Source organism: Syntrophomonas palmitatica JCM 14374 (assembly GCF_001311885.1).
Lineage (GTDB): Bacteria > Bacillota > Syntrophomonadia > Syntrophomonadales > Syntrophomonadaceae > Syntrophomonas_A > Syntrophomonas_A palmitatica.
In genome coordinates, this window is sequence record NZ_BBCE01000002.1 from 154,586 (window position 1) to 175,760 (window position 21,175).

The 21,175-nt window shown below is 44.9% G+C and carries 24 protein-coding genes; 12 read left to right on the forward strand and 12 right to left on the reverse strand.

Features of this window, described 5'->3' with window-relative positions; translation table 11 throughout:
• Window positions 1-141 precede the first annotated feature (141 nt).
• Window positions 142-1,092, reverse strand: a complete 951-nt coding sequence (locus tag JCM14374_RS02100) for a glycosyltransferase family 2 protein (protein WP_172674123.1) — start codon at window positions 1,090-1,092, stop codon at window positions 142-144.
• A gap of 77 nt (window positions 1,093-1,169) precedes the next feature.
• Here JCM14374_RS02100 and JCM14374_RS02105 point away from each other — a divergent pair, with 77 nt between their 5' ends.
• Together JCM14374_RS02105 and JCM14374_RS02110 are read left to right on the forward strand one after the other, a co-directional pair.
• Entirely contained in the window at window positions 1,170-1,862 is a 693-nt protein-coding gene (locus JCM14374_RS02105) for a glycosyltransferase family 2 protein (protein WP_054692851.1), read from the forward strand.
• A 110-nt stretch (window positions 1,863-1,972) separates the two neighbouring features.
• Complete coding sequence (locus tag JCM14374_RS02110) at window positions 1,973-2,509, forward strand: DNRLRE domain-containing protein (RefSeq protein ID WP_054692854.1); 537 nt, start codon at window positions 1,973-1,975, stop codon at window positions 2,507-2,509.
• A gap of 105 nt (window positions 2,510-2,614) precedes the next feature.
• Here JCM14374_RS02110 and JCM14374_RS15075 read toward each other — a convergent pair whose 3' ends face one another.
• Window positions 2,615-2,833, reverse strand: a complete 219-nt coding sequence (locus JCM14374_RS15075; RefSeq protein WP_278279212.1) for a UDP binding domain-containing protein — start codon at window positions 2,831-2,833, stop codon at window positions 2,615-2,617.
• A complete protein-coding gene (locus tag JCM14374_RS02115) occupies window positions 2,806-3,882 on the reverse strand; it encodes a nucleotide sugar dehydrogenase (RefSeq protein ID WP_278279213.1) in 1,077 nt (358 codons plus the stop codon). The genes JCM14374_RS15075 and JCM14374_RS02115 overlap by 28 nt, the downstream gene beginning before the upstream one ends.
• Window positions 3,883-4,077: 195 nt before the next feature.
• Between JCM14374_RS02115 and JCM14374_RS02120 the strand changes: the two genes are divergently transcribed.
• Together JCM14374_RS02120 and JCM14374_RS02125 are read left to right on the forward strand one after the other, a co-directional pair.
• Window positions 4,078-4,989 carry an NAD-dependent epimerase/dehydratase family protein gene (locus JCM14374_RS02120; protein WP_054692857.1) on the forward strand — a complete coding sequence of 304 codons (912 nt, stop codon included), beginning with the start codon at window positions 4,078-4,080 and terminating at the stop codon, window positions 4,987-4,989.
• Between the two features lie 5 nt (window positions 4,990-4,994).
• On the forward strand, window positions 4,995-5,798 hold the full coding sequence (locus JCM14374_RS02125; RefSeq protein WP_054692860.1) for a class I SAM-dependent methyltransferase: 804 nt from the start codon (window positions 4,995-4,997) through the stop codon (window positions 5,796-5,798).
• A gap of 60 nt (window positions 5,799-5,858) precedes the next feature.
• On the opposite strand, the gene JCM14374_RS02130 is transcribed toward JCM14374_RS02125, so the two are convergent.
• Complete coding sequence (locus tag JCM14374_RS02130) at window positions 5,859-6,149, reverse strand: thiamine-binding protein (RefSeq protein WP_054692863.1); 291 nt, start codon at window positions 6,147-6,149, stop codon at window positions 5,859-5,861.
• 261 nt (window positions 6,150-6,410) lie between these two features.
• On the opposite strand from JCM14374_RS02130, the gene JCM14374_RS02135 reads away from it, so the two are divergent.
• From JCM14374_RS02135 to JCM14374_RS02150, 4 genes are all read left to right on the forward strand, one after another.
• Window positions 6,411-7,049: a hypothetical protein gene (locus JCM14374_RS02135; protein ID WP_054692866.1), complete on the forward strand. Its 639-nt coding sequence runs from the start codon at window positions 6,411-6,413 to the stop codon at window positions 7,047-7,049.
• On the forward strand, window positions 6,998-7,645 hold the full coding sequence (locus JCM14374_RS02140; RefSeq protein WP_172674124.1) for a GGDEF domain-containing protein: 648 nt from the start codon (window positions 6,998-7,000) through the stop codon (window positions 7,643-7,645). The genes JCM14374_RS02135 and JCM14374_RS02140 overlap by 52 nt, the downstream gene beginning before the upstream one ends.
• A gap of 101 nt (window positions 7,646-7,746) precedes the next feature.
• Window positions 7,747-8,820 carry a histidinol-phosphate transaminase gene (gene hisC, locus JCM14374_RS02145; protein ID WP_054692873.1) on the forward strand — a complete coding sequence of 358 codons (1,074 nt, stop codon included), beginning with the start codon at window positions 7,747-7,749 and terminating at the stop codon, window positions 8,818-8,820.
• An 88-nt stretch (window positions 8,821-8,908) separates the two neighbouring features.
• The gene (locus tag JCM14374_RS02150) at window positions 8,909-10,096 is read left to right on the forward strand and encodes a pyridoxal phosphate-dependent aminotransferase (protein ID WP_054692876.1); all 1,188 of its coding nucleotides are present in this window, start codon (window positions 8,909-8,911) and stop codon (window positions 10,094-10,096) included.
• Between the two features lie 325 nt (window positions 10,097-10,421).
• Here the strand turns inward: JCM14374_RS02150 and JCM14374_RS14300 are convergent, their stop codons facing one another.
• The 6 genes from JCM14374_RS14300 to JCM14374_RS02170 all read right to left on the reverse strand — a co-directional run bounded on the left by JCM14374_RS14300 (window position 10,422) and on the right by JCM14374_RS02170 (window position 15,174).
• On the reverse strand, window positions 10,422-10,724 hold the full coding sequence (locus tag JCM14374_RS14300; RefSeq protein ID WP_242848779.1) for an SPASM domain-containing protein: 303 nt from the start codon (window positions 10,722-10,724) through the stop codon (window positions 10,422-10,424).
• A complete protein-coding gene (locus JCM14374_RS02155; RefSeq protein WP_242848780.1) occupies window positions 10,673-11,764 on the reverse strand; it encodes a radical SAM protein in 1,092 nt (363 codons plus the stop codon). The genes JCM14374_RS14300 and JCM14374_RS02155 overlap by 52 nt, the downstream gene beginning before the upstream one ends.
• Before the next feature lie 69 nt (window positions 11,765-11,833).
• Window positions 11,834-12,430 (reverse strand): TetR/AcrR family transcriptional regulator, encoded by a 597-nt coding sequence (locus tag JCM14374_RS02160; RefSeq protein WP_054692879.1) that lies wholly within the window; start codon window positions 12,428-12,430, stop codon window positions 11,834-11,836.
• Between the two features lie 189 nt (window positions 12,431-12,619).
• The gene (locus JCM14374_RS02165) at window positions 12,620-13,327 is read right to left on the reverse strand and encodes a DNA alkylation repair protein (protein WP_054692883.1); all 708 of its coding nucleotides are present in this window, start codon (window positions 13,325-13,327) and stop codon (window positions 12,620-12,622) included.
• A 288-nt stretch (window positions 13,328-13,615) separates the two neighbouring features.
• Window positions 13,616-13,918, reverse strand: a complete 303-nt coding sequence (locus JCM14374_RS15550; protein WP_369397268.1) for an L-lactate permease — start codon at window positions 13,916-13,918, stop codon at window positions 13,616-13,618.
• On the reverse strand, window positions 13,807-15,174 hold the full coding sequence (locus JCM14374_RS02170) for an L-lactate permease (protein WP_369397269.1): 1,368 nt from the start codon (window positions 15,172-15,174) through the stop codon (window positions 13,807-13,809). The genes JCM14374_RS15550 and JCM14374_RS02170 overlap by 112 nt, the downstream gene beginning before the upstream one ends.
• A 172-nt stretch (window positions 15,175-15,346) precedes the next feature.
• On the opposite strand from JCM14374_RS02170, the gene uvsE reads away from it, so the two are divergent.
• The 4 genes from uvsE to JCM14374_RS12980 all read left to right on the forward strand — a co-directional run bounded on the left by uvsE (window position 15,347) and on the right by JCM14374_RS12980 (window position 18,170).
• Window positions 15,347-16,237, forward strand: a complete 891-nt coding sequence (gene uvsE, locus JCM14374_RS02175; RefSeq protein WP_054692885.1) for a UV DNA damage repair endonuclease UvsE — start codon at window positions 15,347-15,349, stop codon at window positions 16,235-16,237.
• 94 nt (window positions 16,238-16,331) lie between these two features.
• Complete coding sequence (locus JCM14374_RS02180) at window positions 16,332-17,069, forward strand: MerR family transcriptional regulator (protein ID WP_054692887.1); 738 nt, start codon at window positions 16,332-16,334, stop codon at window positions 17,067-17,069.
• A complete protein-coding gene (locus JCM14374_RS02185) occupies window positions 17,062-17,754 on the forward strand; it encodes a cytochrome b/b6 domain-containing protein (protein WP_054692889.1) in 693 nt (230 codons plus the stop codon). Before JCM14374_RS02180 ends, JCM14374_RS02185 begins: the two co-directional genes overlap by 8 nt.
• Window positions 17,755-17,783: 29 nt before the next feature.
• Window positions 17,784-18,170: a 4Fe-4S dicluster domain-containing protein gene (locus tag JCM14374_RS12980; protein WP_083453816.1), complete on the forward strand. Its 387-nt coding sequence runs from the start codon at window positions 17,784-17,786 to the stop codon at window positions 18,168-18,170.
• Window positions 18,171-18,181: 11 nt separating this feature from the next.
• On the opposite strand, the gene JCM14374_RS02190 is transcribed toward JCM14374_RS12980, so the two are convergent.
• Both JCM14374_RS02190 and trkA read right to left on the reverse strand, forming a co-directional pair.
• The gene (locus tag JCM14374_RS02190; protein WP_242848781.1) at window positions 18,182-19,609 is read right to left on the reverse strand and encodes a TrkH family potassium uptake protein; all 1,428 of its coding nucleotides are present in this window, start codon (window positions 19,607-19,609) and stop codon (window positions 18,182-18,184) included.
• 17 nt (window positions 19,610-19,626) lie between these two features.
• A complete protein-coding gene (trkA, locus tag JCM14374_RS02195; RefSeq protein WP_054692896.1) occupies window positions 19,627-20,985 on the reverse strand; it encodes a Trk system potassium transporter TrkA in 1,359 nt (452 codons plus the stop codon).
• Window positions 20,986-21,175: the final 190 nt, after the last annotated feature.

Genomic DNA, 21,175 nt, shown 5'->3' on the forward strand with positions numbered 1-21,175 from the left:
ATAAGGATATATCCACAGATTTTTAATTAATTTGGCAAGCGACTATTTTCATTTGTGACAGCTGCCTGAGCCGCGTCAGGTTACAAATTTGTAATCAATATCATTTTGAAACAATCTATAAAAATTGTGGCTGTTTATCAATCAAATATAAAAGGCCCGGTTTCGGGTAATATAGGGTTTGAAATTATTGGTGTTGGCCACGAATTCGCATTGAGCCAGGTAAGACATATCGTCAAAATTAAAGGTGTGGGTCTCGGTATCGGGGTGGCGAATAGTAACGTAGTTATATTTATCTATAGAAAATATCTTATAACCATTTGCCAAACAGTCATTTTGAAACTCGCTGTCTTCCCCGGCAGTAATATTTCTAAATCTTACCCGTTTAAAAATGTGCTTCTTAAAAACCATGGTAGCGCCGACCACATATTGTGCTGGCATGTGTTCCAGACCGCTTCCGCACAGAGCCAGGGTGGAGCTGCTTTCAAAATATACGTATCGACACAGTTTACCGATAATGTCCGCATCGCAATCCAGAAAAGCCAGCATGGCATCGGCTAGACATTGCGGGGCATAATAGTCGTCATCATCAAACTTGGCGATATAATTATACTGGCTTTGTTCTACCGCAAAATTATAACACTCGCCCAGAGAAGTATTTCCTTCTAACCTGAAAATCCTGATATCCGCATAAGGGGACGCTTTATACTGCCAGTCTGCAATATCAATATTATCGTTGTTCACCACGATTATCAGTTCTTTTAAAGGATAGATTTGACGCAGGTAATTTTCTAATAATCTATCCAGGTAAACCTGACGATGGGTACAGGTAATAACAGAAACACCATCGCCAGGGAGCTTGGGAACTTTGGTGCGACCTTTCTTAAGGTTAATGCTTGTGCGCCGTTTTGATTTATGGCCGCTTAATGCTTCATGGCCTCCGATACTTATATTTTTCCGCAAATCTATACTGGTGGATGACCTATTATTCACGATTACAGGCATTCCATCACCCCGTGATATAAATTCTATATTCAGTATATTGATGTCTGGCAACGGCTGGTTACTGGAAGATAATGCATTTATAAACGGCAACTCACAGGCAGACAACAAAACCTCGCGCCAGGCATACATATATCAATAAAAGGTCATATGAGCCTGAAAAAAGGAGGATGATTCTGTTTAAGGTATCTGTGCTTATTACCGCATTTCAAAGGCCCCACCTGCTGAAATGGAACCTCTTTTCATTAGCGCGGCAGGAAATTCCCTTTTCTTATGAAATTATCGTATTAAATGACGGGATTGCTGATGAGACGGAAACATTATGCGCTGTATATCAGAAGAGATTAAATATAAAATACGTTTTTACCGGTCAAAGGAACCGGCAGGGTGAAATGAAATACAGGGTGCCGGGTTTCGCTTTAAATATCGGGGCTAAACTTTCCAGCGGAGATGTACTTATTATTTCCTGCGCAGAGATGTTTCATTTAAATGAAACCATAGCACATCTATGCAAACCTGTAGTTATTGATCCTAAATTTTTGGCGACTTCTATAGGTATGGATGATCAGGATGCATCCTTTTTGGATTATGTGGAGAGCAACGGCGGAGATTTTGATTATGAAGATTATCTGCATAATTACCCGCTTTTGAACACAAGCTTGCCTTTTCTCATGGCGGTGAAACGCCGGGAGTTTTTTGCTATCGGCGGTTACGATGAGGACTTTGTCGGTTTTGCCTATGATGATAATGACCTTATTTCCCGCCTGAGCAAAAACGGCTGCCGCCTCTGTCTTACCCAGGCTCAGACTATTCATCTCTACCATCCCGCCATGATGACGACTATGTTCAAAGCCCGGAGATGAAGCTGAATCAAAGTCTATACCGTGACAGGGAAAATCAAGTAGTCCGTAATATCGGACGTGATTGGGGCAGTATCGAAAACGAGTAAAACATAACAACAGGAGGTGACAGGATGAAATTCGACTCCTTGGAATCGGTTCAATTTGCCAGTACCTCAGAGTGGTCTCCTGAGACTAATTTAACCACCGTTGACCCGTCCGCTCTGTACGCTGGCCAGTTTATGCAGCCCGGAGATTCTTTTCGCTCCTATCTGCAATTTGACTTGAGTTACAGGGAGGAAAAAACTGAAATCAAAGGCGTGGAAACATACCTGCAGTTATTTATTTACAGAAACGAAATACCTTCTGGTACAATAGCCCTTAATCTGTATCCGCTGTCTGAACCGTGGAACCAATATACAATTAACTGGAACAATCAAGCAGCTTATAGGAAAGATTTAAATTGCCAGTTTGTTATCCCCAGTATGTGGCAGGGATTTATTATGCTGGATATAACGCCGTTGGCACAACGGTGGCTGCAATACCTCATACCTAATTATGGGCTGGTTTTAATCGGCCATGAATACCATAACCGGGTTTTAGCCTTCGCCAGCCCCGAATATCCCGAAAGGGATAAAATTCCTAAACTTATCGTTGCCTCAAAGGAATAATTCCCAAAGGTTTCAAAAGCCGCAGATTGATTGCCTGTTACCTGCGGTATATCATACGGTTATGTTCTCGTAATACAAAATGCCTATTCATTAATTGAGTAATCTTTACAGGGCGCAATGTTCGAACAGATTGCCCAGGTTTATAAGTTTGAGTTTTGAATCAGTGAAAGCGCTGGTTGGCAGGATGTTTCTGGTGTCAAAAAGCAACGATGTACGCATGTGACTGGCAAGCTTATTATAATCCAGGGATTTGAACTCATCATGATCGGTTAAAATTAAAATCATATCCGCATCTTTTACCACCATATAAATATCGTTTTCCACATCAGGCTGTCAGCATGCGGCTCATAAAGAGACAAAGCATAACCAGCCTCGCGCAGCAGTGTCACTATTTTCAGAGCCGGGCTTTCGCGCAGATCACCCACATTGCCTTTATAACTTAGACCCAGTACCGCTATTTTAGGATGATTTAATCCCGTCAGCAGCCGCTTCACAGCGTTGTATACATATTCCGGCATTTCATTATTAACTATTCGCGCCCTACTAATCAGCCGTGCCAGTTCAGGAGCCTTTTCAATAATAAAATAGGGATCTACAGCCAGGCAGTGCCCGCCGACTCCCGGACCGGGATTTAATATATTGACCCGGGGGTGCTTATTTGCCAATTCGATTGCTTTGAGCGGATTAATGCCCAGACGGTGGCATAGCAGTACAAGTTCGTTTGCGAGAGCAATATTAAGATCACGATAGGTGTTTTCTATTAATTTAGTCATTTCTGCCGTTTTGCTGTCGGTTAACAGTATTTCTCCCTTAACAAAGCTGCGGAATATATCAGCCGCTATTTGAGCACAGGCGGGGGTACAGCCTCCGACAATACGGTTGTTCTCTACTAATTCCTCTACAATGCTGCCGGGCAGAACCCTTTCCGGGCAATGCGCCAGGTATAAATCCCGGCCAATGGTGTAACCAGCAGACTGCAAAAGGGGCTTGATAATTTCCTCACAAGTCCCCGGAGGAACGGTAGATTCAAGGATTACGATATTTCCCGTCTTAATATGAGGGATAATACTGTTTACAGCCTGCAAAACATAAGTCAAATCACAAGATTTGTCGCTTAGAATTGGCGTAGGTACGGCAATAAAAAAGACATCAGCAGCTTTGGGCTCAGCCCTGAAAACCAACTTATTCTCTTTGACAACTTGCTGAAAAACCTCGTTTAGATTGGGTTCCTCAATATGAATGGCGCCCTGGCCAAGCTGCTGTAAAATATTTATATCAATATCTACCCCGGTTACTCGATGCCCGTAAAAAGCCAAAAGCGAAGCAGTGGGAAGCCCGATATATCCAAGTCCCACCACGCATATTCTGGACATGGATTCAACTCCTTCATAGTATATAGGGTACTATCAGGTTATTCATTTTTTATCAGGGGTGTTCCGCATTCGTAGTTCATGTGGAAATAAATATTCCTCAAATGGCACCATTGGAAGGCCTTAATCATAATATGAGTAGAGTAAAATCGTAATTTTCTTATTGGATACCCTCTATAAATAGCGGAGGTGCGGTTCTTGAAAATTTTGGTTACGGGCGGCAAAGGGGTAGTCGGTTCCAGTTTGGTCAGAGAACTCCAAGCAAGAGGCCATGAGGTATGGCTTTGCGACTTGAAACACAGTCACGAAACAAATTACTATCGCTGTGATGTGGCCAAATATAGACCTTTGCATGAGATTTTTCGGCATCACAGCTTTGATTACGTTTATCACTTGGCGGCCGAATTTGGACGCTGGAATGGTGAGGATCACTATGAAGAACTATGGATGAGCAACGCGGTGGGCACGAAAAACCTGTTGCGTCTGCAGGAAGAATTCGGCTTTAAGATGGTTTTTACCAGCAGTTCCGAAGTATACGGGGACTATGATGCGGTAATGCAGGAAGATGTGATGGATAAGCAGGAAATCAGGCAGATGAACGATTATGCCATATCAAAATGGGCCAACGAACTGCAGATTATGAATGCCGAAGCCATGTCAGGCAACCAGGTCGTCAGGGTGAGGATTTTCAATACTTACGGACCTGGTGAATACTATACCCCCTACCGCAGCGCCATTGCCATCTTTTGCTATAAGGCTGTTTATGGTCTGCCTTATACGGTGTATCTTAACCATAAAAGGACTTCAGTATATACTGATGATTGCGCTGTTGCCCTGGCTAATATTGCGGACAATTTTAAGGCCGGTAAGGTTTATAATATCGCCGGTTCTGAACTGCATGACATGAAAAGCGTTTCCGATATGATTTTGCAGTACCTGGGCAAATCCGATAAACAGGTTTTATATGTTGATGAAGAGAGATTCACAACCCGGATCAAAATTCCCGATATATCCCGGGCCATAACGGACCTCAACTATCAACCCTCAGTGTCTTTAAAAGAAGGGATTCCCCGGACGGTTGAATGGATGAAAAAGGTATACGGGCGGTGACAGGTATGTCTAATATTATTAACCTGGATTATTCTTTTTGTTCGCAGCCGCGCTATGGATACGGGAAACCTCGCCACCAGAAGTTAAATGAAATTCTAAACCGCAGCCGCCAAGTATATATAAAATACATGTCCTTATTTATGCAGTATAGTGAATTGTTTATAAAAATACCTCAAAACCTGCCGGAAAGCGACCCTGGCCCCCGGTGGCAAAACGAATGGATATCCGGCTTTGATTTAATTTCGCTTTGCGGGTTCCTGTTAACCAGCAGCCCGCACCGTTACGTGGAGATAGGTTCGGGCAACACCACCAAATTTGCCCGTGCCGCTATAGATTTCGGTGGCTTGAATACTAATATCACGTCCATTGATCCTCATCCACGGTCAGAAATTGATGCGCTTTGTGACAATGTGATAAGAGAACCGCTTGAGACTCTTGATGTTAATGTTTTCAAAATTTTACAAGCAGGGGATATATTATTTGTCGACGGTTCACATCGAGTTTTTATGAACTCCGATGTAAGTGTCGTGTTTCTTGACATAATGCCTGATTTGCCATCCGGTGTCTTGCTCCATTTTCATGACATATTTTTGCCTTGCGATTATCCTCCTGGTTGGGCGGAACGCTACTATTCCGAGCAATATCTATTAGCCGTTCATTTACTGGCGGAGGGGGATAGTTTTGAAATACTGCTGCCTAATTTTTTTATTAGTGAGGATGAAGAGTTAAAACAAGTATTGAACCCGCTTTGGAGTCAATTGCCGCATGTAAGCAGACACGGCGCCTCGTTCTGGTTAAGAAAGAAATAGACGGAGTGGAAGGATTAGAATACAGGATATGATAACTGCCTTGAATAATAAATATATAATCTAGCTCCGGTATTTATAGGTTTTCTCGTCCATTGTCACCCCGCCAGGCTTATAATCGATTTTTACCATCGAAAGAACCCGGTTGGCGCCTGCCGCAACACAAATCAGCTGGGCCCGTTTAACCAGATCCAACAGATCGTCAAGGTTTCCTTCTATAGTGGTTTCCATTGGACCGACCATATAATTCAGTCCCGAACTCTGTATCAAATCAATTACCTGATCTACAACCGCATATACATTTTCTTCAGCCACCAATGGTATGACCTGCAGGCTAAGATTAGCTTCAGGCAAAATAACACCTCCCCAATAAGCGGCTGCTTTTATTGACCTCAGCCGGATGGCTTCAGCTCCTCTATGTTACAGATATTCTATGGTTCTTACTGAAGAAGGTCAAGTTTGATTTATCCTTGTTTCTAAAAACCCTGGAGCTTATTCAGTATTGCCCAACCATAGTCCGTGAGAAATCATTGTGTTATACTATAAAATAAATCGCGACTAACGCAAGGTTTGCTTGCGTTGACGCGCCAAATATTTATCATGGGGAGTTTGGATTTGCAGGCCAACAGATTTTACATAGACATCGCAATCCAACAGGAAATGTTATTCGAAACAGCCCAGGCTAACCTGCAGCGTTTTCAACCTTTCGCTGCGGTTATCATAGGGATTGAGTCGGTTTTATTAATCCTACTGTTAGTATACAGTCAGGTAAGCGCCAGTTTTAAATATAGCTGGTATGCTTTTATGTATTTACTGATGATTATCATCACCGGCCTCACCTGGATATTTTTTTCCCGTTTGCGTCACAAACTGGATCATGGTTTGCCAGAGATTAAAATGCTTGATTTGGCAATAATAATTTACCTGTGTTTCCTAATGACCTGGGGTGCGGTTATTTCTCTTATTGACCAGGATTTGTACGGCAATATTGCCGCATTTCTTATCAACCTTCTGGCCGGTTCTTTTATGTTTTACGTAAATCCCAAACGTATCATGATTCCGCTTTTCCTGTCCGGTCTGGTCCTATTTATTGGCCTCCCTGTTTTTCAGCCTTCGCGTGATGTTTTAGTCGGGCATTATACCAACGCCACCATTTTTATAGTATTATCCTGCTGGTTGCCCGAACTAATTATCAAGCTTTTGTGGAAAATTATACAAACCGTAAAACAATCAAGGGAAAATCACAAGAGTTGATACAAATTAATGAAGACCTATTAAAAGAAATTGCTTCTCGTGAACAAATACAACTGGATTTGGAAGCAGCTAACCAGCAGCTTGCCGCTATTTCTTCACTGGACGCCTTGACAGGTATTCCCAACCGGCGCAGACTGGACGAAGTCCTGCGGGATAAGTGGGATAAGGCTGTGATAGGCCATATACCTGTGGCCATAATAATGATTGATATCGATCTTTTTAAACTTTACAACGATTCCTACGGGCATTTGGAAGGTGATTATTGTTTGCGGCAGGTGGCCCGTGTCATAAATGAATTCCGCCGGGGTGAACAAGACCTGGTGGCCCGCTATGGCGGGGAAGAATTTGTGTTTGTGGCTGTGGATATTGATAAAAATGACGCCCTGCGGCTGGCCGATAAAATCAGGTCGGGAATAGAGTCTTTGTGTTTACAACATAGCCGTTCATTCATAGGGCCATACCTTACCGCCAGTTTGGGCATAAGCTGGCAGATCCCGCAGAGCATCGATTCCCTGACTGAATGTATAAATCGTGCGGACCGGGCCATGTATCAGGCGAAAAATGAAGGCAGAAACCGGGTAATAATGGCAGAATAAATGGGGAACGGCTTGTCTGTCGACTGCGAAAGGGTTATGATTCTAGATAAGCCTGCGTTTAAATAGCGTGCAGCGCTTATTTCTGATACGGAGGTTAACCAATGGGTCCTGGAGATAGATTCTGTAAGGAAAACGTAAAAAACCTGGCGCCTTATGTGCCAGGATACCAGCCCGAGGCTGGGGAACCGATTTTAAAACTGAATTCCAATGAAAATGCTTATCCTCCATCTTCATACGTACTGCAGGCGATGAGAGATCATTTGCATGAAAACCTGCGCCTTTATCCCAATTCGCGCAGCGCGGCTTTAAGACGCAAACTGGCGGAATTTTACGGGATGAAAGAAGAACAAATATTTTGCGGCAACGGCTGCGACGAAATAATATCTTTAATATTCAGAACGTTTGCCGAACGCAGCGATAAGGTAATAATGCCCTATCCCACTTATACGCTGTATAAAACCGCCGCTGAGATTCACGAAGTCCCGTATGAATTTATTGATACCAGTGATGATTTTGAAATAGAGCTTGACGAATATCTTAATCGTTCCGCCAAACTATGTTTCCTGGCCAACCCCAACGCCCAGACCGGTATTCTGTTGCCCCTGGACAAAATAGAAGGTTTTTTGCGGGAATACCCGGGGCTGCTTGCGCTGGACGAAACCTATATAGACTTCGCCCCTGAAGGCAGCAGCGCTTACCGCCTGGTGGATCGTTATGATAACCTTATCGTGATGCGGACCTTTTCCAAGTCCTCTTCACTATGCGGAATCAGAGTAGGTTATGCCTTTGGTCATCCCGAGCTTATCGAAGCCCTGGACAAAACCAAGGATTCGTACAATATTGCTTATCTAAACCAGGTGGCGGCTGTGGCGGCTTTGGAGGATTACAAATACGTCCAAAACAATGCCCGCGAAATAGCAAAGACCAGGGATTGGCTGAGCCATGAACTCAAGGAATTGGATTTTAATGTGATTCCTTCAGCGGGCAACTATATTTTGGCCAGACATTCACTGGTAGCGGCCAGGGATATATATACCCGGCTGCTGGAGCAGAATATCTTGGTGCGTTATTTTAACGACCGGCGCCTGGACGAATACGTGCGCATCAGCATAGGCACCCCGGAACAGATGCGGCGGGTCTTAGCTGCTATTCACAAGATAGTAAAACCAAAATGACTAAGTACAATATAGGCTCAAGGGACCTTTCCTAATCTGTGATAATCAGTGTTAATTTGTGGCTATTTTATAGAAAAGGGGAATAGAAATGATAGCGGAAAAAATACGCAACGACCTGGGAAATTCCTCCTGGATCAGGGCTATGTTTGAAGAAGGCGAGAGATTGCGGCAGATTCACGGTACTGATAAGGTATATGATTTCAGTCTGGGCAATCCCGATTATGAACCGGCGCCCAGGGTACAGCATCTTTTGCGGGAATTGGTCTCTGGAGAAACACCGGGCCTGCATCGTTATACCCCCAATGCTGGAGATGTGGAAGCGCGCGCGCGGATTGCCGCCGCGGTTGCAGAAGATTGCGGCTTACCGTTGGGGCCGGAACATATTGTTATGACATGCGGAGCCGCCGGGGGATTGAATGTGGTCTTAAAGGCCATTCTAAATCCAGGTGATGAAATCATAGTACTATCACCCTTCTTTGTGGAGTACCTTTTTTATATAGACAACCATGGCGGAAAGAGCGTAGTGGCGCCAACGACCACAGGTTTTGAACCCGATCTGGAGACTTTGGATTCCGCGATTGGTCCGCGCTGCCGCGGGATAATCCTGAATTCGCCAAATAACCCTACCGGCGTAGTCTACAGCCAGGAAACCCTGCAAGCCTTGTCTATTTTACTGGAAAAGAAAGAAAAAGAGTTTGGGACGGAAATACTGGTTATTTCCGATGAACCTTACAGCAAACTGGTTTATGATGACGTTAAGGTTACATCGGTGTTAAAAGTATTTAAAAACTCGGTGGCGGTTAATTCGTTCAGCAAGTCCCTGGCCCTGCCTGGGGAACGTATCGGGTATATTGCCGTCAGCCCGGCCATAAATGAAGTGGATATGTTTATTAACGGTCTGGTGTTTGCCAACCGTACCCTGGGTTTTGTTAATGCTCCGTCATTATTTATGAAACTGGTTTCTATGTCGCTTGATGAAGTACCGCCAGTGGAAGAATACAAAAGGCGGCGCGATTACTTCTATGATATGCTGGCAGGACTGGGATTTAAATGTACCAAACCGGACGGAGCCTTCTATCTCTTTCCGCGTTCACCCCTGGCTGACGATGTGGAATTTGTACGGCGGGCTTTAAAGTATAATCTGTTGCTGGTGCCGGGCAAAGGATTTGGCTGTCCTGGATATTTCCGTATTGCTTATTGTGTCAGTTTCGATACCATCAAAAATTCCCAGCCTGCTTTCGAAGCCCTGGCGGCGGAACTCAATATGAGAAATTAAGTCCGATAAAAAGAATATTAGCCACAGATAAAAACACATTGAACACCGATATACACGAAGTTCATTTTGGAGAAACATGGTTTAATAAGATTAGTCTACAGCCTATTCAGTGATGCTGGCGGTTGAAGGGTCCAAGGAAGCGGTCGACCAGTGTTTGGCCTTGGCCCGGACCCTACTGAAAGAAAAACCCCTTAACGTTCCCAGGCAATCATGCAAGGAATGTGGGGCCAGCCCCTACTGAGCATTTAAAAACCAACCGGCCTGATGTCCAACCGGGGGGTGTTCTTTACCCCCGGTTGGGTCTATCATCACAGTTGTTACCGGTTTAATGCAAGTGTTTGACCCGCAATTCCTCGGCGGTTTGTCCCCATTCCAGGGCATAGGCCTCCAGTTTTTTGGCCATCACGTTAACATCCATGTTGTCTTGTTGGGTGCAATGAGCACAACTCTCGTTTACGCATTCCGCCAGCGCCTGTGGGTTGTCGATAAAGGGACAGGGGCGCAGCATGTTCTTGTTAAAGGGGTATTTACGTTGATAGGCCCTGAACAACGGAGTTTTTAAGGCCTCACGCACACTCATTTCATGGATATTGCCGTTGGCATAGTGGATAAACGCACATGGCTCCACCTCTCCCGCAGCATTGATATGGAAGTAACGCCGGCCGCCGGCGATACAGCCGTCAGTAGCCTCCCCGTCGTTCCAGAAGTCAGCAATAAAGATTGGCTTGGTTTGCCGCATCTCATGGATTCTCTCATAGGCGTAGGCCCGCTGGGCGGGGGTAGCATAAAGTCCAGGTCGGAATCGGCACCAATCGGGATGTAGGTAAAATACCAGCCAAAGCGGAAACCTTTTTCGATCAGCATATCGATGTAGGCCTCGGAGCAGACCTCCTCCACATTGTTGCGGTGGTAGGTAGTTGAAAAACCATAAAATAGGCCATACTGCCTGAGTATATCCACCGAGTGCATTACCTTCTGGAAGACCCCCTGGCCGCGGCGGCTATCGGTGGATTCCTCGAAGCCGTCCACACTTATGGCAAAGGTGATATTGCCGGCTTCCACACATTTAGCGGCGAATGGTTCATCGATCAGGGTTCCGTTGGTAAAGATATGGAATACCGAGTCGTGATGTTTCCTGGCCAGCCTGACGATATCATCTCGGCGCACCAGGGGCTCGCCGCCGGACAATACATAAAAGTGAATATGCAGTTCCTCACCTTCAATTATAATTCGGTCCAGTAAGGCATAATCCAAGTCATTTTTATGGGTATACTCACCGGCCCAGCAACCCTTGCAGCGGAGATTGCAGCGATCGGTCGGGTCAATGAGTATGGCCCAGGGAACTCCGTGACCCAGTTTGGCTTCCAGTTCGCGCTGCTGCGGCAAACCCAACAAGGCCGAATGCACCAGGAAGTTTACCATCAGCCGGTTGCGTACCCTGGGATCAACTCCGGTCATGGTGCTGAGATACAGCTCGCGCCAGTTGGAATCAGGGTCCACGAGCAGCCTTTGTACGTCATTGATCTGCCTTTTATGTTCATCGGTTATAGCCAGTTTATAGAGCATATTGGTAACCTTTACAATATTGCGTTCCGGGTTATGACTGAGGTAATGGCTGAGCTGACCCACAAACTTGTCTCCTACTACTTTTTTAGCTCCGTCAAACATAATAAATATCCCCTCCTTAAACGTCGCATTCTCCCCAAATGAATTAAAGCCTGTTGGTTGACCTGCTGACTAACTGGCCATCTGCAGCCAGAAGTTGTTTATAATGGCCTCGGCCTTGGTTTTCAACAGTTCAGTATCAAATATCTCCGACATAAAAAATATTCCTTCAATCATAGTTATCAGGGTCAGGGTCAGGGCTTCGGGGTCCAAATCAGGTTTTATAATACCTTGCTCCTGGGCCTGTGCAAAATTGGCCAAAACCAGTTCATAGAGGTTCTGGTACAGCTTGATTACCCGGTCTTTCAAGTAGTCCATGCGCTTCATGGAATCATACATCAACAACAAGAAGGAACCGTATTCTATCCCTTCCTGCTGATTAAAATCCAGCTTGTTCAAGATAAGAGCGGCCGCGGCCTGTATCTTGTCCCTGATCTCAATCTGCTGTGAGGATATTACCGCGGCAAACTCGTACAGGAAATTAAAACAGTAGGCCTCGATGATTTCAATAAACAGGGCGTCCTTGCTCCTGAAATAGTAATAAAAGGCCCCCTTGGTTATACCCAGTTCCCGTACGATTTCATTAATAGAAACGTCCCGATACCCGGCCCTTAAAAAAGCCTTAAACGCGGTCAGCAGGATCTTTTCCTTGGTGCTTTTGTTTTCCATTTTCCCCTCCTCGAACCATACCGACCGGTAGGTATGTACTTTTGTACTATTTTAGTACCTTTGTACAGAATGTCAATCGATTTTTATTAGCTAGAAAACGATAAAATAAAAAGCCCTGGCCTGAAACGGGCAGAGCTTATGGCAACCATTTAAATACCCAATATATTTTTCGTATTTAACGTCTTTAACCTATTTGGCCATCGCCTGAGCTTTCAATTCCTTCGGCATCTTTTCAATTGCATAGCGCAAGGAGGTCCGAGGCATGATCTGCTTGTTTTTCATTATATAATCAAAAATCTCGGTCTGGTGACAACGACTGGCCTCTTTGAGCATCCAGCCATAACCCTTGCGCACCAGGTCATCACCATCGGTCAAAAGCATATCAGCTATACCCATGACCTCATCCAGAAACTTACCCTGTTTGGCCGGTACGATAAGCGATACGGCAGCGGCGCGGCGCATCCAACGATTATCTGACCTGGCCCATAGTATCAGCTCGGGCAGATAATCGGGGTACATTTGAAGAAAATCACCTACGGTGTGATTGCACAAGGTGTCACAGGTGGCCCAGTTGCTGACATAATTCTCCACCCAGCGCTCGAACACTGCGAAATCCTCAGGTGTATACTCCAAGTGCCGGTAGTAAGACCAGTTGCATGCAATAAAGGCTTCTTCCATATAACCTGATTTCCATAGTTCTTCACAAAGCTGAAAAACTTCGCCTTTGCTCAGAGATTTTATCTTTTTGTAGTAGGCCTTGCCGATCTTGGTGACCAGAGCAGTACTGACACCATAAACACAAATAGCTTCCTTGAAATAGTTCTCTGCCCCAACCTTCTTTTCTTCATCGGCGTTGGTTTGCAGTTCGCTGCGAATCTGCCGGATTATATCGTCCATATTTCAACCTCGCAATTATTTTTCTTAGTTCAAATCCTAACAAATCCAACTATTGGTGTCTATTGGCCGCCCCTGTTTTAGTGTATTAATCTTCGGTATTAAGGAATAATCGGGTTTTCTTTGGCTGTATCGGTTTAACCAGATCGCTCCCGACCGCAACGCTGAACCTTTTTTCCCTATAGCCATAAAACAAGCAACCCGAGATTTAATTCAAATAATCTCGGGTTGTTTTTTCCTAGAATAGGCGCAATTTGGATAAAGTGCGTCTCCATACATATCATTTTCTGATTAGGCCCAAATAAATGTCAGCAAAGCCGCTACCAACGTGAAGATGGCTGCTATTACCACCGCCATTTTGATTACTTCCGATTCTATACCCAGGCTGTCAATTGTCGCCGCGGCGTTCTGTAATTTGGCCGGGGATATGACACTGGCCAATCCCCCCGCTATAGCCGTTCCCGCTGTTACTACCAGTCCATTCACATGCAGCAGGTTTGATGTGAGCAGGTTGTATTTGGTAAACAGAGCGATGGTTGAAGCCTCACTGCCACTGACGAAACCGCCCAGGAGTCCCAGAAAAGCCGCAACCATCGGATAGAGATCTTTGAAGAAGGCGGCTGAACTGCGGCCAGAATCTGAATCATATTGTAATCGGGTATGGATAAGGCCCAAATACCATCTTGAGGGGCAAAACCAGAATACATCATGACATAGGCAATAGCGAAGAATATGGCGGCGGAAAAGGTAGGCCGGGGCGCGCGGGCCAGCCATTTGCGGCCGATTTCTTTCCATTGAGCCGAACTTGGTTTCATGAATGGCACGGCTAAAAAGGTGCTGATTAAAACCCAGGCATAAGCATTCCAAAGCATGCGAGTATTTATAGGCTTGCCGCCAGGAATAATCTGCAAAGACATGGCCAGATCCTTGAAAAGATAATTGTAAAGCGGGGGCCAAAAGTTTATAATCAAACAGCTTATTATCAGTATCAGCCAGGGACCGAGCGCTTTCCAAAGCGACATGGACTGCTCTGTTTTTATGTCATCAGCAGTAAGACCGCCACGGTCGATAATGTTTTCGCTCTTTAGTTTGAGGAAGAGGAGCATCATTATAATAGTTGCCAGTCCGCCGATTACCCCTGTCAATACAATTCCCCGCCCTGCATGAGCTACACCGATGGCTGTCATTCCCATGGTGAGGCCGGCGAGTAAGCAGGGTACGAAACCTTCTTTAATTTTGGCAAAGCCTCCTACTATGTAGAGCATACCAAACCCTATCATGGTTGATATTACCGGCATGAATTGAGAGAAAACCAGGGCAGAAGTATTTAACGGAGTTCCGGTCATGTCTGAGAAAACCACCAGGGGAGCGCCGAGAAGGGCGTAGGTGCAGAGTGAATCAAAACCTAAAGCGGGAAGGGCCACGGCTACAAAAGCCGAGTAACCCAGAGCCAGCATAATGGGAGGAAGAATGGAAACCGGGGTGGCGCCTACTGAAACCAGCAGAGTGCCGATGCCCATATTAATAATCATTATCTGCACGGCATGGTTGCTGCTGGCCAGGGTTTTGACAAAAACAACTATACGTTTTAAAGCTCCGGTAGATTCTAAAAACGTAATCTGCAAAATGGACGCCGCCACCATTAAGGAAACGGGAAAAGAGGCAATAATGCCTGCCAAACTGGCAGTAAGGGAAACCTTAAGCGACGTGTGGAAAAAGAAAAAACTGATAGCGGTCACTAATAACCATCCGGTTAAACCACTCAAATCGGCCGGCATTTTGGCAGGATAAGCAGTAATAACACTGCGATAATCGGCAATAAAGTTAATAATACGTCCATTTCCAACCATCCTTCCGTACTGCCAAGCCAGCAAATACGATATTTTGTCGAAAGACACAAATTGATTTTAACAAATAACAAACGGGAAATGGAAGGGGTAAGAGTTTTTAAAGATATTTAGAGATATATATTGGACAATAATATTAATATCATGAATTGCGCATAAAAAGGATGATAAGACAATGTCAATCGGTTATGCCTGTATAGCGCTGGGCTTGAAAGACAGTGCCATGCGGGGGTGTGTTTTAAAAAACGCCCGGCCCGAGAAACTAAATGAATTAATCGCGATGAACCTTAACACCCTGGGACGCATTCTGGAATACAACCTCTACAACGGCATCAGGCTGTTTCGTATCAGTTCAGGTATTATCCCCTTTGGTTCGCACCCGGTAAATCGAAGTCGCTGGTGGGAGATGTATGAAGAAGATTTACGGCAGCTGGGGGACAAGATTAAAAGATGGGGTATGCGGGTATCGATGCATCCCGGGCAATATACAGTCTTAAATTCTCCTGATAAAGATACGGTACAGAAAGCCATATCTGACCTGGAGTACCATGGCCGCTTCCTTGATTCTCTAGGGCTTGGCCTGCAGCATAAAATTATCCTGCATCTTGGTGGGATATATGGTGATAGAAGCATAGCCATGAAGAATTTTATCAATAACTACGGGCTGCTCTCAGAAAACACTCAAAAAAGATTGGTTTTAGAAAATGACGAGAAATATGATGTGCGAGAAGTATTGACGGCAGCGTCATTCCTTGATATTCCAGTGGTGTTCGATGTATTTCACCATAGCGTCAATCCAGCGCCGGAATGTACAGGAGAATACGAATGGATAAACGCATGCCGAAACACCTGGAAAGCGGAAGACGGGCGGCAGAAACTACACTATTCGCAGCAGGAGCCGGGCCTGAAAGCCGGAGCACATTCCCGCACCATTCAAATAGATGAGTTTATAAATTTTTATAAAGGACTTCCCATACCGCAGCCGGATATTATGCTGGAAGTAAAGGATAAAGATTTGTCGGCCTTAAAGTGTATAGCCGCTATAAACCAAATAAAAGGTGACTAACCGGTATAATCTTGAGGCTTTCAAATAATGGGGGTATCTCGTTGACAAATTACATAGTAAAACTATACACTATACAAATAAACTGATATGGGGGGTGCTGGTAACGAAACAAGCTGAATCTTTAATGAAAATAAGTGAATTAGTTGCCGCTTCAGGGGTTTCCAAGCAAACCATACACTATTACCTGCGCGAAGGGTTGTTGAGTCCGCCGGTAAAAACCAGCCGCAACATGGCTTACTACGATGACAGGCATATTGCAGAGATTTCCTTAATTAAAGAGCTTCAGGAAAAACGCTATTTTCCTCTGGCTGTAATAAAGGTAATCATGGATGGCAGACGCGAGGGCAAAGATATGGATGCTGCCGATCATCTGCGAGCCATTGACGAATTATTTGTTGGTGAAGGGCCTGATAGCTCAGAACGTTGCTTAACTCAGGCTGAATTCATTAACGAAACCGGGCTGACTGAATCAGTTGTGGAGATATTAATAGAACAAGGCTTGATATTGCCTAATTCTAATATGAATCACGGGCTTTTTACGGGGAACGATTTGCTGCTTGGCAAATCGTTTAAATATTTACTGGACCTCGGTTTGAAAAGCGAGGATTTGGTTATATACGGGGAATATCTGAGATTGATCCGTACGGAGGTCTCTTTGGTCCATGATAGAATCATCGATAATCCTCATAAGCAGCCTCATCCGCCCCTTGATGATATTAAGAGGGGACTGGATAATATCAAGCTGCTATTAGTCAAAAAAGCCTACCGCGAACTGATCCTGGAACATCGCCATGCGGAAACAGAGGAGGAAAGGGGGCAAGATGATGATTAACGTTTATCTCGCTCATAAAACAGGATTCTGGTTTATATCCCTGACCATGACAATAGTTTTGTGTGCTGCTCATTATTCTATATTTGTTAAACGTCAGGTTAAACCAGGATCTTCAGCTAAGGAATTGATTACGCGTTTTAATTTCAAGGAGGTAATTTTCCACTGGTTGAGAATCATTATGTTCTTTATTCTGTTTTTTACTGGGATAGAAATGTTATATAAAAGCGAAGCGCATTTGGGACCTCATCATGGATTTATAGGAGTGGCATTTTTAATTATCGCGATTATCAATCTGGCATTATGGCGGCGGGACGTTGCATTTCGCAGCTACGATTGGATATGGATAAAGTCGTGCGGGGGTTATCTCTCGACAAGGTCTATGCATCTGCCCGCAGGGCGTTTTAACGCCGGGCAGAAGATTTATTACTGGCTGATGTTAATTGCAGCTATTGCTTTATTCATTACGGCCACGGCAATGGAACAGGGAGCGCATCATACTCTGGCTGGTCGTCAGAATATCGCCTGGGGTTTACACGGTTTAATAGGCTGTTTTTCAACCATTATGGTAATAGGACACATCTATCTCTCAATACTGGCCAATCCTGAGACCGCACGTGTGGTCATTGACGGCAAAATCAGCCGGGATTACATTGATGAACATCATTCGCAGTGGTTAAATTTGTAAACCACATAAAATCGGGGGAGTGAAGGAAAATGCCATTTATTTATCATCAAAATGGACGTCGTGGGGGCGGCACGCATCAACTCCGCGGCCATTTGAGCACCAAGTATATTACTATCCAAAGCCAGAACTGTACGGCTTGTGGAAGTTGTATCAGCCAATGCCCTAAAAATGTAATTGGCAAGGTCCATTTTTTGAGGCATGAACACGCGCATATCGATAATGCGGATAAATGTGTAGGCTGCAGGAAATGCGTCAAATCCTGCCCGAATCAGGCAATATTTGAACTGCCGCAGATAGATTTTTCGGAGCCGCCGCCCCAAATACCATCTAAAATGGGCAATCTCGGGATGGGTAAAAGAAGGTGCTGTCTAAATCAAAAGGCAAGAAACGAAATCGAATCATTGGTGACTTGTTGATGTAAAGTTTTTTATTCTCTCCAGAATTCAGGCAGGAACAAGACCAGCAGGGGGAAAATCTCCAGACGCCCTACCAGCATTAAGAAACCCAGAGTAAACTTACCCCCGTCAGTAATAAAGGCATAGTTCTGGGTAGGGCCCACCAGACCAAACCCCGGACCTATATTTCCCAGACAGGCCGCGGCAGCGCTCAGGCTGCTCATAACATCCAGCCCCGCTGCATTCAGTATTGCCATACCTGCCGCCAGTAAGAAAATGTAGAGAAAAAAGAACTGCAGTACATTTGTGACCAGTGCTTCTGGAAGGGCTTTGCCTTGATAGCGCAGGGGATACATCGCCCGGGGATGGATCATTTTCTTAACCTCAATTAAGGCTCGTTTAAAAAGGATTATATAACGCCCCGGTTTTATGCAGCCCCCAGTCGAACCGGCACAACCTCCTGTGAAAAACATCAGGAAAATGACTCCGCTTGCCAATGCCGGCCATTTGTCATAATCAGCGGTGGCAAAACCGGTGGTCGTCATTATGGATACTACCTGGAAACAGGCATCCCGGATAGGTTTTTCCCATCCGGGCATAGTTTGGGTGTTATGCAGGCTGATGGCTGCAGCAGCTGCAGCCATCAGCGCTATAGCTGTGTAGAATCTGAACTCCGCATTTTGCCAGTAAACCATGAATTTTCTTTTGCGCAAAGCAATGAAGTGAAGTGAGAAATTTACTCCTGATAAGAACATGAATAAAATGATTATCCAATGAATGGCCGGATTTGTGTAATAGGCTATACTGGCGTTTTTAGTGGAAAAGCCTCCGGTAGCCAGGGTGGCGAAGGAATGACACATAGCATCAAAAGGCTCCATTCCGGCCAGAATCAGAGAAAATACGCAGGCAGCGGTTATTAAAATATAAGTTTTCCAGAGACTTTTGGCTGTTTCTCGTATACGTGGACTTATCTTATCGGCGGTGGGGCCCGGAACTTCCGCTTTGAACAACTGGTTGGCTCTGACCCCAATGCTGATTATAGCTACAAACAGTGCTATAATGCCCATACCGCCTAACCAGTGGGTCATACTGCGCCAGAATAACAGACCCCGGGGCCAGGATTCCACATCAGTAACTACGCTGGCGCCGGTGGTTGTAAAACCTGATACGGTTTCAAACCAAGCATCGGCTAGGGATGGCAAGTATCCGGTAATTATATAAGGCAAACTGCCGAATACAGATGCTACCAGCCAACCCAAACTTACAACTGCCAGGCTTTCTTTATAGCTCATGTCTCCGCTTTGAGAACCAAGCTTAGTGAATATAAATCCTACCACTATGGTAAACAAGGTTGCATAAGCTATACCGAAACCTGATTCTTCCCTGTACAGAACAGACCAGAATAAACAACTTAACATGGCCAGCCCGGTAATCAAAATCATTCGACCCAGGTTGCGCATGAGTACCCTGGGCCTTATCAATACTTCTTACCTCCGTTAAGAAATAGTTTTTCAACTTTGTGTATACTCCGGGCCAAACTGAAGACTATGAGACGATCATGGGGTTTTATGCGAAAACTGCCGTCCGGAATATATACGTTGTTTTCGCGGACTACTGCGCCAATAACAGAACCAGTCGGGAATTTTATATTCTTTAGCTCCTTGTCTACTGCCACAGCACCAGGCTGTGCGAATAATTCCAAGATCTCAGCACGATCTTCATCAAATACCGTTACGGAAATAATATCTCCAACCCTAATATATTTAAGAATTACTCCGGCAGTGAGCAGGCGAGGGCAGAGAATAGTATCAATTCCCAGCTGCTCAATCAGAGGCAGGACATCGGTGCGTTTAACTTGACAGGCGGTTTTTTTCACTCCCAGATTGCGGGCAATAAGAGCGCAAAGCAGGTTTATCTTATCATCATCGGTTACGGCGGCAAAGAAATCTGAGGCGCCAATATTCTCTTCCTCTAAAAGCTGATAGTCGCTTCCGTCCCCATTTATTACCAGACTGTGTTTAAGTTTGTTGGAAATTTGACGAGCACGTTCCCGATCTCTTTCAATAATCTTTATATTAATAGACGGATTCTGCTTCTCCAGAATCTGAGCCAGATAATAACCTGTTCTGCCTCCGCCCATTATAGTAACATTTTCTACCTTGCGGGCATGAAATCCCAGCAGCCTTTCTACTTTGGCCATGTCTACTGACCGGGCCATAACGTTTATATGGTCCCCTTTTTCGAGGCTGTCCTCACCTCCGGGCACCATTATAGAGTGCTGGCGATGGATTGAAACGATATTATAAGGTACACTGCTGTCAAGCTGTTTAATCTTTTTACCCAGTAAAGGTGAATCTGCTCCCACTTCAAGTTCCACCAGCTGGACCTTACCGTCAGCATAAAAATCAACATTCAGGGCTTCGGGGTTTTGAACTATTTGGGCAATTTCCGTAGCGGTTACCCGTTCGGGGTTGATAATCATATCTATGCCCATAGCCTCATTCAAAGAAAAGGCTTTGACTTCCAGGTATTCGGGATTGCGTACCCGGGCTACGGTGGTTTTTACCCCATACTGCTTGCCCAACAAGCAGGAAACCATATTTAATTCGTCAAATTCGGTAACTGCCAGGAGCATATCGGCCTGGCGCACCCCGGCAGCTTCCAGTACCGAGGTGGAAGAACCGCTGCCTGCCACTACCTGAATATCCAGTTCTTCCTCCAGAACCTGCTGTCGGTCTGGATCTTGTTCTACCACGGTTACATCATGATTTTCCCGGGATAGCAGCTGCGCCATGCTAAACCCGACTTTTCCAGCGCCAATGATAATGATTTTCATATTCGTTGATACCTGCCAAATTATGCTTTGATGTGCGGTGTATTAAGCCCTATTTTAGCAATTGTACAATGAAAAAGCTACCTGTAGGCAGGAGTTCTAATAACTTATCTTGGCTGTTGCTGGACTTGAATAGTCACCAGATGTAAAAATATTAACAACAGTGTAAGAATAATAACCTTTTGATTGTCTA